The following is a 13478-nucleotide window of genomic DNA, read 5'->3' as shown; positions in this document are numbered from 1 at the left end:
CGGCGCCGCCGCCATCCACGCCCGCGCGCTGGCCCGCTTCGACGCGGTGCTGCTGCAGGCCGCGCTCGACCACACCGGCGGCCGCCGCGCCGAGGCCGCGGCCCGGCTCGGCGTCGGCCGCAACACCCTGAGCCGCAAGCTCAAGCCGCCCGGGTGAGCGGTTCACCCCCGCTGAACCCGCGCGCCGCTACGGTGGCGCGGTGCCGCGCCCGGCGGCCGCACCCGTTTTTTCACCCCAAGGAGATCGCCATGAAGACCGTCCTGCTCGCCGGCGCCGCCGCGCTGACCCTCGCCGCCTGCGCCACCGCGCCGCAACCGGAGGTCGTCGCCAGCAGCTCGATGAAGCTGGCCACCGCATCGACCCTGTCCGCCGCCTCGGTCAACCTCGCCTCGGCCTCGGGCAGCCTGGTCAGCGGCTCGCTCAAGCTGATGCCGATGGGCGACGGCGTGCACCTGACCGGCGAGGTCGGCGGCCTCGCGCCGGGCAGCACCCACGCCATCCACATCCACGAGAAGGGCGACTGCAGCGCGGCCGACGCCAGCAGCGCCGGCGGCCACTTCAACCCGACCGGCGAACCGCACGGCAAGATCGGCACCCCGACCCACCACGCCGGCGACATGAACAACATCGTCGCCAATGCCGACGGCGTGGCGTCGGTCAACGTGCACGCGCAGGGCGTGGTGCTCGGCGGCGGCGCGGCCAACGACGGCGTCGGCCGCGCGGTGGTGGTGCACGCGGCGGCCGACGACTACGCCAGCCAGCCGTCCGGCAACGCCGGCGCGCGCGTCGCCTGCGGCGTGATCACCGCCGGCTGACCGGCTGGACGCCGTGGACCCGCTGCCGACGGCACCGGCGCAGGGCACGCCATGACCCTGCGCGTCCGCCCCGCCCGCGCCGCCGACCTCGACCTGCTCGCAGGCTGGGCGGCGGCGATGGCGTGGGAGACCGAACACAGGCGGCTCGACCCGGCGACCGTCCGCGCCGGGGTCGAGGCCGGCCTGGCCGACGAGGCCCGCGCGCGCTACTTTGTCGCGATGGACGAGGCGCTCGCCGCCGGCCGCGAGACCCTCGGCATCCCGGTCGGCACGCTGATGCTGACCCGCGAATGGAGCGACTGGCGCAACGGCGAGTGGTGGTGGATCCAGAGCGCCCACGTCGACGAGGCGCACCGCCGGCGCGGGGTATTCGCGGCGCTGTACCGGCATGTCGAGCAGCTCGCCCGCGCCGCCGATGGGGTGGTCGGCCTGCGGCTGTACGTGGAGCGCAACAACGCGGTGGCGCAGGCGACCTACCGCCGGCTCGGCATGGACGACGCCGGCTACCTCATCCTCGAACGGGGATTTACGCCCTGGTAACGGCGGCTTCCGTCGCTGTCGCAGGTCGTTCGCGCGCGCCGGCTCCGGGATCGCGGCTGAAGCGGCTCCTGCAACTCAGCTCAACGCGTCGCGGCCATCCTCCTCGTCGCGCTCGCAGTGCACGAAGTTGACCGTCACCCCGTGGGCGCCGAGCACCGCGGCGATCTGCCGCTGGCGGATCTCGAAATGCTGGTGCTGGCGCTGCAGCTGTTCGCGCGCCTGCTCGCTGTCGCCGTCGGCATCGGCGGCGTAGCGCTGGCGCCACGCGGCCGGCGAGAACAGCGCGATGCGCGCCTCGCCGCCGGTGTAGTGCACCAGCGGCTCCGGCGGCTGGTCGAGCCAGGCCTCGCCGTCGGGCTGCAGCAGCGCGGTCTCCAGCACCGGCCACAGCGCCGCGAGGCCGGCGTGTTCGTACTGCATCGCGGTCATCGCGGCGAGGTCGTGCACGGTCAGGTAGCGGGCGTGCTCGACCTGCAGGCCGAACGCCTCCTGCGCGGCCAGTGCGGTGTCGGCACCGGCCATGCCGGTCTCGATCAGGTCGCGCTCGAACGCGTCGCCGACCGTCGCCACCACCTCGTCCGGCCCGCCCAGCAGGAACGGCACCAGCCGCAGCGGCCCGCCGGCGAAGTCCGGCGACGGCGACAGCGCGCCGGGCAGCTTCTCGGCGTGCGAACCGAACGCGATCACCCGGCCCTCGTCGCGGGCGATGCCGTTGCGCGGCGCGCGCGCGGCCAGCTGGTCGAGTTCGCGGTGCAGCGGCCAGCCCGGACGCAGCAGCTCGACCGGGTCGTAATGGGCGCCGACGGTGACCAGCTCCAGCCGTGCCGCCGCGGGGGCGAACTTCGCCAGGTCGCGCGCGACCAGCGCGGCCAGGTCGCCGGCACCGGCCTGCGCCAGCGCGTCGCGGGCCACCGGCGCCGAGCCGGTCAGTTCCAGCGCGAGCGCGCCGAGCACGTGCAGTTGCGGAGTCTGGCTCATCGGGTCCCTAAACGGAGTGCGACGGAAAATACGCTGGCGTTTGGTCGCGCCGGAGGCCGGCGCTACACTCGCTCCATTATGCCTGCAGCGACCTGCGGGCCGGTCCTGAAAGCCCCGCGCCGCGCCCGCGCCGCGCCTTCGAGAAGGTGATCCGATGCGTCCTGTCCGTCCCGTTGCCGTGCTTGGCGGAGTGCGAATCCCGTTCTGCCGGCAGAACACCGCCTACGCCGACGTCGGCAACCTCGGGATGTCGGTGCGCACCCTCGGCGCGCTGGTCGAGAAGTTCGGCCTGCACGGCCAGGTGCTCGGCGAGGTGGCGATGGGTGCGGTGATCAAGCACTCCAGCGACTGGAACCTCGGCCGCGAGGCCGCGCTGTCGTCCGGGCTGTCGCCGCTGACGCCGGGCATCACCCTGCAGCGCGCCTGCGGCACCTCGCTGGATTCGATCATCACCGTCGGCAACAAGATCGCCACCGGCCAGATCGAGGCGGGCATCGGCGGCGGCAGCGACACCACCTCCGACGTGCCGATCGTGTACGGCAAGGCGCTGCGCCGGCGCCTGCTGGCGGCCAACGCGGCGAAGGATTTCAAGGGCAAGCTGGCCGAGTTCAGGGGTTTCGGGCTGGGCGAGCTGAAGCCGGACTTCCCCGGCGTGGCCGAGCCGCGCACCGGCAAGTCGATGGGCGAGCACTGCGAGGACATGGCCAAGCAGTGGAACATCAGCCGCGACTCGCAGGACGAGTGGGCGCTGTCGTCGCACCAGAAGCTGGCCGCGGCCTACGAGCGCGGCTTCCTCGACGACCTGGTGGTGAGCTTCCGCGGGGTCGCGCGCGACAACATCCTGCGCCCCGACAGCACGCTGGAGAAGCTGGCGACGCTGAAGCCGGCGTTCGACCGCAGCTCCGGCCGCGGCACCCTGACCGCGGCCAACTCGACCCCGCTGACCGACGGCGCCGCGGCCTGCCTGCTGGCCTCCGACGAGTGGGCGGCGGCGCACGGCCACGAGGTGCTGTGCCATCTGCGCGACGCCCACGTGGCCGCGGTCGACTTCGTCCACGGCGAGGGCCTGCTGATGGCGCCGACGGTGGCGGTGCCGCAGATGCTGGCGCGCAACGGCCTGACCCTGCAGGACTTCGACTTCTACGAGATCCACGAGGCCTTCGCCGCGCAGGTGCTGTGCACGCTGCGGGCGTGGGAGAGCGAGGAGTACTGCCGCACCCGGCTCGGCCTCGACGCGCCGCTGGGGCGGATCGACCCGGCGAGGATCAACCCGAACGGCTCGTCGCTGGCCACCGGGCATCCGTTCGCCGCCACCGGCGCGCGGATCGTCGCCACCGCGGCGAAGGAACTGGCCGCGCGCGGCGGCGGCCGCTGCCTGGTGTCGATCTGCACCGCCGGCGGGATGGGCGTGGTGGCGATCCTGGAGCGCTGAGGCGCGCCGGCGCCAACGCACCGCCCGCTCAGCGCGGGTCGCTCAGCGGCCCGGGCCGACGTCGATGAACTGCAGGAACTCGGCGCGGGTGCGGGCGTCCTCGCGGAAGCTGCCGAGCATCTTCGAGGTGATCATGCTGACGCCGCGCTTGTGCACGCCGCGGGTGGTCATGCATTCGTGCGCGCCCTCGATCACCACGCCGACGCCGCGCGGCTGCAGCACGCGCTGGATGCAGTCGGCGATCTGCGAGGTCATCTTCTCCTGCACCTGGAAGCGCCGCGAGTAGGCGTCGACCACGCGCGCCAGCTTGCTGATGCCGACCACCTTGCCGTCGGGCAGGTAGCCCACGTGCGCCTTGCCGATGATCGGCGCCATGTGGTGCTCGCAGTGGCTTTCGAACTCGATGTCGCGCAGCACGATCAGCTCGTCGTAGCCGCAGACCTCCTCGAAAGTGCGGGCGAGGTAGTCGTCCGGGTCGAGCGCGTAGCCGCTGAACCAGTCCTGGTAGGCTTTGGCGACGCGCTTGGGCGTGTCCAGCAGGCCTTCGCGCGCGGGGTCCTCGCCGGCCCAGCGCAGCAGGGTGCGGACGGCGGACTCGGCGTCCTCGCGGGTCGGTCGGGTGGGGTCGGCCATGGTCAGCGCACGGGTGGTCGTGGGGGCGCCCATGCTACCTCGCGGCCTCCGCGGCGGCGACCGCCGGCCGCGACGCGTACAAAAAGACGGAGCCGCGAGGGCTCCGTCCAGCAACCAACTGCATTGTTGTTGTTTGTTGTTGTTGTTTCTGTCGTAGCGGCTGTGCCGGGGGTCAGCGACCGTCGCGGTCGGCGTCGCCCGGCAGCGCGCGCTCGATGTGGTGCCAGCCGTCGCGCACCGCGTGGCGCGCGTCGTTCCACTCCAGCCGCGAGTTGCCGCGGGTGTCGCGCCAGTTGCGCTCCAGCGACGGTTCGGCGTCCTCGAAACGCTGGCCGCGATACTCGCCGTAGGTGTCGTAGCCGTAGCGGTAGGCCGGCTCGTAGTCGTTCCACTCGCGGTCGGCGGAGTAGTACGGGGCGTTGCGGTACTCGCGCTCGAAGTGCGCGTTGTACTCGGTCGGGTTGACCGCCTCGGCCACCGAATCACCGGCCTTGGCGCCGATCACGCCGCCGGCCACCGCGCCGACCGCGCTGCCGACCGGGCCGCCGACCGAACCGATCGCCGCGCCGGTAACCGCGCCGGCCACCGCGCCGGTGCCTGCGCCAATGCTGTGGTCCTTCTTTACGTCGCTGCTCATGGGGGATGCTCCGTCTGACTGTTTCGTGGGGGAGCCGGGACGTCCATGTTCCCGGTGGGTCCACGCTAGGCGCGACGGGGTTGATCCGGAGTGAAAGCACCGCGTCGGACGGGTGACACGTGCGCCTTCGCTTCAGCGAGGTGGACGCGGCGTCAGCGTCAGGCGTCGGCGGTGGCGCGTGCTTCGGCGGTGGTGAACAGCGCTGTCAACGTGCGCCGCTCGCGGTCCTGGCGCATCGCCCCGGCCGCGCGCGCGAACAGGACGTCTGCATTCTCGCCGCGGCGCGACATCGCCAGGCCGATGCTGGCCTCGACCGCGACATCGCGGCCGTCGACCCGGAACGGCGCGGCCAGCGCGCTGCGGATGCGTTCGAGCAGGTGCTCGCAGTCGGGCGCGCGGCACTCGCTGACCACCGCGAACCGCGCGCCCTCGAAGCGGGCGATGCAGTCGTCGCCGCGCAGCACCGCGCGGGTCCGCGCCAGCGCCTGCTGCAGCAGCGCGTTGCCGCCGGCCGCTCCCTGCATGGCGGCGAAGTCGGCGTGGCGGTCGAGTTCGAACAGCAGCAGGCCGTAGCGGTTGCGGCCGAAACTGGCGCGCAGCTGCCAGCCGTCGAGCATCCGCCGGAGCGCGTCGCCGTCGAGCGCGCCGGTCAGTGGATCGCGCGCGAGGCTGTGGTTGTCGCCCAGCGCGAGCCGGTGGCGGGCCAGTGCGCGGTGCACGAGGGCGCCGGCGAGCAGCAGCGATTCGACCACCGCCACCGGTGCCAGCCAGTGCCGCGCCCACGGCAGCGGCAGCAGGCCGAGCTGGTGCAGTGCGGCGGCGGCCACGACCAGCATCAGCGGCGCCCACGCCAGCAGGTAGATGCCGGCGTGGCTGGCGCCGCGCCGGCGCGCCAGCACGGCCAGCGCCAGCATCGCGGTGGCGTGCACCAGCAGCAGCACGTGCGCGGCGAGGTGGTAGGCCTGCTGGACGTGGTCACGGCCGAGCCACAGCACCGCCAGCATCGCCAGCTGCAGCCACGACAGCGCGCGCACCGCCAGCGCGGCGCGCGGCGCCAGCCGGTCGAGTTCGAGGAAGCGCAGGCTGAACACCAGGTGCGACACCACCGCCAGCGCGACCAGCGTCCACAGCGCGGTGGCGCCCCCGGCGGCGATCCAGCCCAGGCCGGGGATCTCGGCGGCGTCGCCGCTGCGGGCCAGCGCGTAGAGCGCGACGCCGGTGGCGTAGCCGGCGTGGCAGAGGTACAGCAGGTCGCGCAGCAGCAGCCACAGCACGAAGGCGACGCCGGCGCCGAGCATCAGCACGATGGACGCGGCGGTTACCCGGCGCGCACCGCGGCGCTGCTCCAGCACCAGTTCGGGGCCGCTCGCCAGCCGCAGCAGCACCGGGCCGGTGGTGGTGCCGGGCACGCGCAGGTAGGCGGCGGCGTCCGTCGGCCAGCCCTGCGGCAGCGGCAGCGCCCAGCCGTGACGCAGCAGCGGATCGCCGCCGGCGCCGGCGGCATCGACCTCCACCGGTTCGGCGCCGGGCGGATGGAAACGCACGGGGGCATTGCCGCCGATGCCGTCCAGCACCAGCCACGGGCGTTGCGCGCGCGAGCGGGCCTGGTCGCCGCTGATGCGCAGCCAGTAGTGGCCGTCGCGCGGCGGCAGCGGCAGGCGGGCGATGCCGTCGACCGCGGAGGCGTGCGCGAGCACCGGCGCCGACGCGGGCGGGCCGGCGGCGTCGCCATCGGCCAGCAGCAGTTCCACCCGCAGTGCCTGTGCACCTGCAGTGGCGGCCATGCCCAGCCAGAATGCGAGTGCCATCCCCATGGCAACCCGCCAGCGACGTCCGATCAAAGTGGGATCCCCCCCGGGAACCGGTCGATTCTAGCCCGGCGTCAGGCGCCGCCCATGTCGGGGACAAGCCGTCGGTGCAACCCCGACACGCGCTCGACGTGGCGGCCGAGCGCGCCGCGCAGGACCTCCGCGCCGGCGCACAGGTGCAGCTCGCGGCGGGCCCGGGTCAGCGCGGTGTAGACCAGCTCGCGCGACAGCACCCGGCTGCCCTCGTTGCGTGGCAGCTGCAGCCAGACCGTGTCGAACTCCGAGCCCTGCGCCTTGTGCACCGTCATCGCGAACGCGCTCTGGTGCCGCGGCAACGCCGAGGGGTGGAACGCCCGCACGCCGCCGGCGCCGTCGGCGAACCACGCCAGCAGGGTGCCGTCGTCGTCGCGCAGGCAGATGCCGACATCGCCGTTGAACAGGCGGTGGCGGTGGCTGTTCTCGTCGACCAGCAGCAGCCGGCCGGGGAAATGCAGCGGCGGACGCGGCCCGGCCAGCGCCTCCTCGATCCGCGCGTTGAGCGGGCCGGTGCCCTGCGGCCCGCCACGCAGCGCGGTCAGCAGGCGGACGCCGGCGGCGGCGGCGAGCGCGGCGGCGGGATCGGCCGCATCGGCCAGCGCGCGCCAGTGCGGCAGCAGGCCGGTGGCGACGGCCAGCGGGTCGGCGGCGTCCTCGTGGAAGTGCACGCCGGCAAGCGTGCCGCCGCGCAGCAGGGCCAGCGCGCGGTGGGCGTCGCCGTCGCGGACCGCCGCGGCCAGCGGCGCCAGGCCGAACCCGGCGGACTGCCGGTAGCCGCGCAGCAGGTGGACGCGGTGGCCATGCAGGGGCGGCTTCGGCCGCGATCCGCCGTCGATGGCTCCGTGTTCGAACAGGTCGCCGGTCGCGCCGACGGCGGTGGCGGGGGTCGCGGCGGAAGCCTCTCCCGCCGCGCAACCATCGTCGGTCCCCGCCGCCTGGCAGATCGCCGCGAGCACGTCGCCGGCCTCGACCGACGGCAGCTGGTCCGGATCGCCGAGCAGCACCAGCCGGGCGCCGTCGGGCACCGCCTCGGCGAGCTTGCACATCAGCGGCAGGTCGACCATCGAGGCCTCGTCGACCACGACGACGTCGAACGGCAGCGGGTGGTCGGCGTCGTGGCGGAAACGCGGGCTGCCGGGGATGGTGCCCAGCAGCCGGTGCAGGGTGCCGGCGCTGCGTGGCAGGGCGTCGAGCCAGGCCGGGTCGATGCCGGCAGTGGCGGCCAGCCGTGCGGCCGCGGCCTGCAGGCTCCCGGCCATGCGCTCGGCGGCGCGGCCGGTCGGCGCGGCCAGCGCGATCCGCGGCGCCGGCGCATCGGCCAGGGAGGCCTGCGCGACCAGCAGCACCAGCATCCGCGCGATGGTGGTGGTCTTGCCGGTGCCGGGGCCGCCGGTGACCAGCAACAGCGCGCGCCGCAACGCCATCGAGGCGGCGCGCGCCTGCAGCGGGTCGGAACCGCCGGCGGGGAACAGCGCGTCGAACACCGGCGCCAGCGCGGCCTCGTCGACCGCGGCCGGACGGCGGGCGGCGAGCGCGTGCAGGCGGGTCGCCAGCCGCTGCTCGTACTCGCGGTAGCGGCGCAGGTAGAGCAACCCGCCTTCGAACACCAGCGGGCGGTTGTCGGCGCGGCCGTCGCCGCCCGTGGCGACCCAGTCCGACGCCGACAGCGCCGCGGTCCAGTCGTCCGGCGCGGGCCAGTCGATGCCGTCGGCGACCAGCTGGCGCGGCCGTGCCGGATCGAAGCCGGCGTGGCCCTGCGACACCGCCAGCGAGGCCAGCGCGGCGCCGGCCAGCACCAGCTCGGGCGTGTCCGGCTCGAGCCGGCGCAGCGTCGCGGCGAGCTCGCGGTCGAGCGGTCGCAGGTGGCCGCCGAGGGCCTTCATCAGGCCCATGCCGCATCTCCGGCGAACAGCGCATCCAGCGCGTGCACCAGCTCCGGCGCCGGCCGGTGCGCGTGGATGCCCTCGCCGGCGTCGCCCGCGAGGCCGCGGCTGAACACGTAGCGCACGCCGCCGAAGTCGCGCGCGTAGTCGTAGTCCGCGCCGAGCCGGAAGCGCAGCCAGCGGTGCAGCGCCAGCGTGTACAGCAGCGCCTGCAGGTCGTACTCGCTGTGCGCCATCGCCGCGTCGAGGCTGGCGGCGTCGTAGCCGGGCAGGCGGTTGGACTTGTAGTCGAGCACGTACCAGCGGCCGCCGGCGGTGTAGGTCAGGTCGATCTTGCCGGTCATCAGGCCTTCCAGCCGTTGCCGCGCGCCGAACGCCCGGCGTCCGCGCAGCACCCCGTGGCGGTGCAGCAGGTCGATCAGCGCGTCGACCCGGGTCGGGGCAAGGGCGAAGTGGAACTCCATCTCGGCGCGGCGGGCGTCGGCGGCCAGCCCGCACAGGCGGCCGCCCTCGGGCAGCGAGGCGACGAGGGTGTGGCCGACCAGCCCGGCCAGCAGCGCGATGCCGTCGTCGAGGTCGGTGTCGGGGTAGCCGCCGGCGCGCAGGGCGGCGCGCAGCGGGACGTCCTGCCCCGGCGGCGCCGGCTCGCCCACGCGCCAGTCGCGCCAGGCGTCGAAGGCGACGTGTTCGAGGACGTCGTGCAGGACGTTGCCGAAGCGGCTGCCGGCGAAGCGCGGGTCGTGGTTGGCGCGCGGCTCGTCGGCGCTGCCGGCGTCGATGGCCGCGACCGGCGCGGCCGGGTCGGCCAGCGCCTCGTCGTCGGCGCCCTGCTCGGCACGGGTGGCGGCGGCCAGCGACGCGCCCTCGCCGGCGTCGGCGCGGGCCAGCTGGGTGAAGCTGTAGACCCACCAGTCGCGCGGCAGTTCGCGGCGGGCGACGCGCACGGGCGGCGGCACGGTTTCCCCGCCCGGCGGCAACGGCGCGGGCGATGGCGCCGGCGCACTGCCGTCGACCGCGACCATCGGCAGGCCACGCAGCCCGTCGAGGTCTTCCAGCATCGGCGCAAGCCGGGTCTGCGCGTGGTCGAAGAACCGTCCGGTGGCCAGCCACAGCGCGTCGCGGGCGCGGGTCAGGCCGACGTAGAGCAGCCGCGCGTCCTCGGCCTGCTGCTCACGCGCGTGGTCGTCGCAGGCGGTTTTCCAGGCCGGCGCGGCCTTGTCGATCTTCCAGTGCAGCACGCGGCGATCGCCGTCGTGCACGGTGTGGTGGCGGGCGTCGTTGCGTGGCCGGCGTCCGATGCCGATGAACGGCAGGAACACGAGCGGGTACTCCAGCCCCTTGCTCTTGTGCAGGGTGACGATCTGCACGCGGCGCGCGTCGGATTCCAGCCGCAGCAGCTGCGCCTCGTCGTCGCGGTCGGCCTCGGCGATCGCATTGCGCAGCCAGTCGAGCTGGCCGTGCAGGCCGGGCATGCGCGCCTGCGCCTCCTGCATCAACTCGGCCAGCTGCAGGGTGTTGGTGAGCCGGCGCTCGCCGTCGAGCAGGCCGAGCAGGCGCTCGCCGGCGGCGGCGCAGCGGTCGGCGACCAGCGCCAGCGGGCCGTTGCGCTGCCAGCGCTCGCGCCAGTCCTGTGCCTGTTGCTGCCAGCGCGCGTGGGCGGCGCCGTCGTCGTCAAGCGCGGCGATCGCGGCGGCGTCAAGGCCGACCAGCAGCGTCGCCAGCGCGGCGCGCAGGCGGCTGTCGTCGGCCGGGTGCAGCAGGGCCTCGAACAGCGCCAGCAGCTCGCGCGCCTCGTCGGTCGCGAACAGGCTCTGCTTGCCGGCGGCGACCGCGGGGATGCCGGCGGCGGACAGGGCCAGCTGCACCTGGGTGGCTTCCCGGTGGCTGCGCACCAGCACCGCGATGTCGCCGGGCTCGACCGGGCGGCCATTGAGCGTGGCGGTGCCGGCGCGGGCGTCGACCAGCAGGGCGTGGATCGCGGCGACGCAGGCGCCGGTGGCGAGCTCGCGCGAGCGTTCGGCGTCGATGGCTTTCGGGTTGCCGCCGCCGTTGCCCGGACCGTCGGCGCCGGGGTCGGCCTGCGGGTCGGTCAGCACGCGCACGGTCAGCGCCGGCGCCGGCGTGCCGCCGCGCTGGAAATCGGCGTCGTCGCGGCGGCCGCCGGCGTGGACCGGCAGGAAACGGATACGCTCGTCGAGGAACGGCGCGGCCGCCGCGTCGCTGCTACCGGCGCCGGCGGCTTTGTAAAGGGCGGCGATGGCGTCGAGCACCGCCGGGCGCGAGCGGAAGTTGCGGTCCAGCGGCGGCGCCGGCTCGGCCACCGCGGCCGCGGCGAGGTAGGTCTGCACGTCGCCGCCGCGGAAGCCGTAGATCGCCTGCTTCGGGTCGCCGATCAGGAACAGCGCCGGTGGTTGCGATTCGGCGGCACCCTCGCGCGCGGCACCGAACAGGCGGTTGAAGATCGCCCACTGGCGCGGGTCGGTGTCCTGGAACTCGTCGACCAGCGCGATCGCGTACTGGCCGCGCACGGCGGCGACCAGCGCGTCGGCCTGCTCGCCCGCGAGCGCGTCGGCGACGCCGTCGATCAGGTCGTCGTAGGTCTGCAGCCGGCGGGTGCGCTTGAGCGTGGCCAACCGCGCACGGGCGTCGTCGCGGATCCGGTGCAGCAGGGCGGTGGTGCGGGTGTGGAGCCAGGCCGTGCGGCGGTCGTCGGCATCAAACCACGCCGCGAGCGCATCGAACAGCGGCGAGCATGGCGCGTTGTCGGCCAGTCCGTCCTTGCACAGCCCTCGCATACGCTCGGGCAGCAACTTGTCGAGATGGCCGGCGTCGTCGCGCGACCAACCGGTATCGACACTGCCGGCGCAAAGCGTGGCCCAGGCCTTCTCGAAACTGGGGCGGCGTGCGCGACGGCCATCGAACACCTTGGTGTCGAACGCACGCCCGATCTCCGCCCGCGCGTCATCGCCGTGTTCCGCCAACGCGGCACAAAGCGCGTGGCCGGCTTCCTCCAGCGTCGGCAACGGATCGGCGCCGGCGTCGACCGGCGCCGGCAGCAGCGGATCGGCCGACAGCAGTGCGCGCAGGTCGTCCTGCAACTGTTTCGGAGCCGTCCACAGCCGCGGCAACAGCGGCGCGACCTCGGGGTCGGCGGCGGCGACGCGCCACAGGTCGGCGGCGAGTTCCTCGCGCAGGCCGGCGTCGCTGGTCAGCAGGGTCGGCGGGTCGAAGCCGTGGCCGCTTTCGAGCGCGTGTTCGCGCAGCAGCCGGGCGCAGAAACCGTGGATGGTGAAGATCGCGGCGAGGTCGACCTCCCACACCGCCTGGCGCAGGCGCCGGGCGAGCTGCGCGCGGGTCTCGCCGCCGGCGGCGAGGTGGCGTTCGACGATGTCGCGGCTGAGCGTCGCGGCGGCGTCGCCGGGCTCGGCCGTGACCAGCCGCGCCGCCAGCTCCAGCCGTTCGCGGATGCGGCTGCGCAGCTCCTGCGTCGCCGCCTCGGTGAAGGTCACCGCCAGCACCTGGCCGATCCGCAGGCCGCGCTCGACCACCAGCCGGGTCACCAGGGTGGCGAGGGTGAAGGTCTTGCCGGTGCCGGCGCTGGCCTCGATCAGGCGCACGCCGTCCAGCGGCAGGTCGAGGTAGGGGTCGACCACGGGCAGCGGGTGGGCGGGGGCGTTCATGCGCTCGCCCCAGCGTCGGCGTCGGCGTCGGCGCCGCCGTCGTCGTTGTTGCCGTCGGACGCGACGCCGTCGACCAGTGCGCGGAAGACACGCGTGTTGATCGCCTCGAAGCGCCGCAGGGTGGCTGCATCGTCGAACAGCTCGCGGCCGCGCAGGGTCAGCCGGAACGCGTCGCCGTCGCGCTCGCCCCAGCGGTCGTGGCCGCCGTTCCAGCGCTCGCGCGCCTTCCTGCGCGCCGCCTCGCGGTCGTCCTTCGCGGTGAACTGCTCCCACCACGCCCAGCCGCTGTACGGCGCCCACGGCAGCGGTTCGCGCAGGCCGTCGGCGCGCAGTTGCAGCAGACCGCGCAGGGCCTCGCGGGCGGCGTCGGGGTCGGCCGCGGGTTGCTCGTGGCGTTGCATGCCGTCGCCGTCGTCGTGGAAGCGCACCAGCGCGCGCGGTTGCCCGGTCGCGGCGGCGAGCAGCCAGTCGAGGCCGTCGCGCAGCACCGCCGGGCCGTTCGGCGCGCCGAGCCTCAGGCGCGCGATCGCGTCGCCGTGGTCGTCGTCAACACGGCCCAGCACCTGCACCGGGCCGTCCGGCAGTTCCAGCACCAGGTCGACCGCCAGCGGATTGGCTTCGCGGCCGTCGCGCCACTGCTCGTACAGGCCGACGCAGCGGCCGGTGTCGGCCAGCAGCGCGTCGAGCTGGGCCGACGCCAGCGGCCCGGCCGGCAGCAGCCCGGCGGCGCGCAGGCGGGCGTGCAGGCCGCCGGTGTCGCCGGCGCGGGCGGCGTCGAGCACCGCGGCATCCAGACGGTGCCGGTCGAGCCCGCGGGTCGGCAGTTGCAGCGGTTCGACGTCCTCGACCGCGGCGACCTCCTCCGGCAGCCGCAGGTCGAGCCGGCGGCGCAGGAACTCGCCGGCCGGGTCGCGCAGGAAGCGGCGCAGCTCGGCGACGGTGACGACCTCCGGCGCACCGTCGTCGTCGCGCGGCCTGGGCGGCAGCGCGGCACTGCTCCACGGCGCCAGCGGCACGCGTCCGCCCGCGCCGCGG

General features: G+C 74.8%; 10 protein-coding genes and 1 pseudogene. 4 read left to right on the top strand and 7 right to left on the bottom strand.

What is annotated here, in order from left to right; genetic code table 11:
• The 3 genes from N799_RS14960 to N799_RS13440 form a co-directional block, all read left to right on the top strand.
• Nucleotides 1–157, top strand: a 157-nt coding sequence (locus N799_RS14960) for a helix-turn-helix domain-containing protein (RefSeq protein WP_238978983.1), incomplete at its 5' end; no start/stop codon positions are given.
• A gap of 86 nt (nucleotides 158–243) precedes the next feature.
• Nucleotides 244–816, top strand: coding sequence for a superoxide dismutase family protein (locus N799_RS13445; RefSeq protein WP_425476993.1), 573 nt, complete (start codon nucleotides 244–246; stop codon nucleotides 814–816).
• A gap of 51 nt (nucleotides 817–867) precedes the next feature.
• The gene (locus tag N799_RS13440; RefSeq protein WP_036213614.1) at nucleotides 868–1356 is read left to right on the top strand and encodes a GNAT family N-acetyltransferase; all 489 of its coding nucleotides are present in this window, start codon (nucleotides 868–870) and stop codon (nucleotides 1354–1356) included.
• Between the two features lie 75 nt (nucleotides 1357–1431).
• Here the strand turns inward: N799_RS13440 and N799_RS13435 are convergent, their stop codons facing one another.
• Nucleotides 1432–2334 (bottom strand): hypothetical protein, encoded by a 903-nt coding sequence (locus N799_RS13435; RefSeq protein ID WP_036213612.1) that lies wholly within the window; start codon nucleotides 2332–2334, stop codon nucleotides 1432–1434.
• Between the two features lie 154 nt (nucleotides 2335–2488).
• On the opposite strand from N799_RS13435, the gene N799_RS13430 reads away from it, so the two are divergent.
• The gene (locus tag N799_RS13430) at nucleotides 2489–3766 is read left to right on the top strand and encodes an acetyl-CoA C-acetyltransferase (RefSeq protein WP_036213610.1); all 1278 of its coding nucleotides are present in this window, start codon (nucleotides 2489–2491) and stop codon (nucleotides 3764–3766) included.
• A gap of 42 nt (nucleotides 3767–3808) precedes the next feature.
• On the opposite strand, the gene folE is transcribed toward N799_RS13430, so the two are convergent.
• From folE to N799_RS15715, 6 genes and pseudogenes are all read right to left on the bottom strand, one after another.
• A complete protein-coding gene (gene folE / locus N799_RS13425; protein ID WP_036213625.1) occupies nucleotides 3809–4399 on the bottom strand; it encodes a GTP cyclohydrolase I FolE in 591 nt (196 codons plus the stop codon).
• Nucleotides 4400–4571: 172 nt separating this feature from the next.
• Nucleotides 4572–5036, bottom strand: a complete 465-nt coding sequence (locus N799_RS13420) for a hypothetical protein (RefSeq protein WP_052101571.1) — start codon at nucleotides 5034–5036, stop codon at nucleotides 4572–4574.
• A gap of 158 nt (nucleotides 5037–5194) precedes the next feature.
• A complete protein-coding gene (locus N799_RS13415) occupies nucleotides 5195–6844 on the bottom strand; it encodes a GGDEF domain-containing protein (protein ID WP_152597970.1) in 1650 nt (549 codons plus the stop codon).
• A gap of 74 nt (nucleotides 6845–6918) precedes the next feature.
• Nucleotides 6919–8772 carry an exodeoxyribonuclease V subunit alpha gene (recD, locus tag N799_RS13410; RefSeq protein ID WP_052101570.1) on the bottom strand — a complete coding sequence of 618 codons (1854 nt, stop codon included), beginning with the start codon at nucleotides 8770–8772 and terminating at the stop codon, nucleotides 6919–6921.
• Nucleotides 8763–12443, bottom strand: a complete 3681-nt coding sequence (locus N799_RS13405; RefSeq protein WP_036213607.1) for a UvrD-helicase domain-containing protein — start codon at nucleotides 12441–12443, stop codon at nucleotides 8763–8765. The genes recD and N799_RS13405 overlap by 10 nt, the downstream gene beginning before the upstream one ends.
• A pseudogene (locus tag N799_RS15715) lies at nucleotides 12440–13478 on the bottom strand (exodeoxyribonuclease V subunit gamma); the annotation flags it as partial. The gene N799_RS13405 and the pseudogene N799_RS15715, both read right to left, overlap by 4 nt.

Source organism: Lysobacter arseniciresistens ZS79 (genome assembly GCF_000768335.1).
In the GTDB taxonomy this organism is placed as follows: Bacteria; Pseudomonadota; Gammaproteobacteria; order Xanthomonadales; family Xanthomonadaceae; genus Novilysobacter; species Novilysobacter arseniciresistens.
The sequence above is the reverse complement of the archived record's forward strand: the minus strand, read 5'-3'. Positions and strand labels throughout refer to the sequence as shown.

Excerpts from the sequence above, each read along its gene's own strand:
- N799_RS13405 (WP_036213607.1), bottom strand. The coding sequence starts at position 12,443 with ATGAACGCCCCCGCCCACCCGCTGCCCGTGGTCGACCCCTACCTCGAC.
- N799_RS13440 (WP_036213614.1), top strand. The coding sequence starts at position 868 with ATGACCCTGCGCGTCCGCCCCGCCCGCGCCGCCGACCTCGACCTGCTC.
- N799_RS13435 (WP_036213612.1), bottom strand. The coding sequence starts at position 2,334 with ATGAGCCAGACTCCGCAACTGCACGTGCTCGGCGCGCTCGCGCTGGAA.
- N799_RS13420 (WP_052101571.1), bottom strand. The coding sequence starts at position 5,036 with ATGAGCAGCGACGTAAAGAAGGACCACAGCATTGGCGCAGGCACCGGC.
- recD (WP_052101570.1), bottom strand. The coding sequence starts at position 8,772 with ATGGGCCTGATGAAGGCCCTCGGCGGCCACCTGCGACCGCTCGACCGC.
- N799_RS13430 (WP_036213610.1), top strand. The coding sequence starts at position 2,489 with ATGCGTCCTGTCCGTCCCGTTGCCGTGCTTGGCGGAGTGCGAATCCCG.
- N799_RS13415 (WP_152597970.1), bottom strand. The coding sequence starts at position 6,844 with ATGGCACTCGCATTCTGGCTGGGCATGGCCGCCACTGCAGGTGCACAG.
- folE (WP_036213625.1), bottom strand. The coding sequence starts at position 4,399 with ATGGCCGACCCCACCCGACCGACCCGCGAGGACGCCGAGTCCGCCGTC.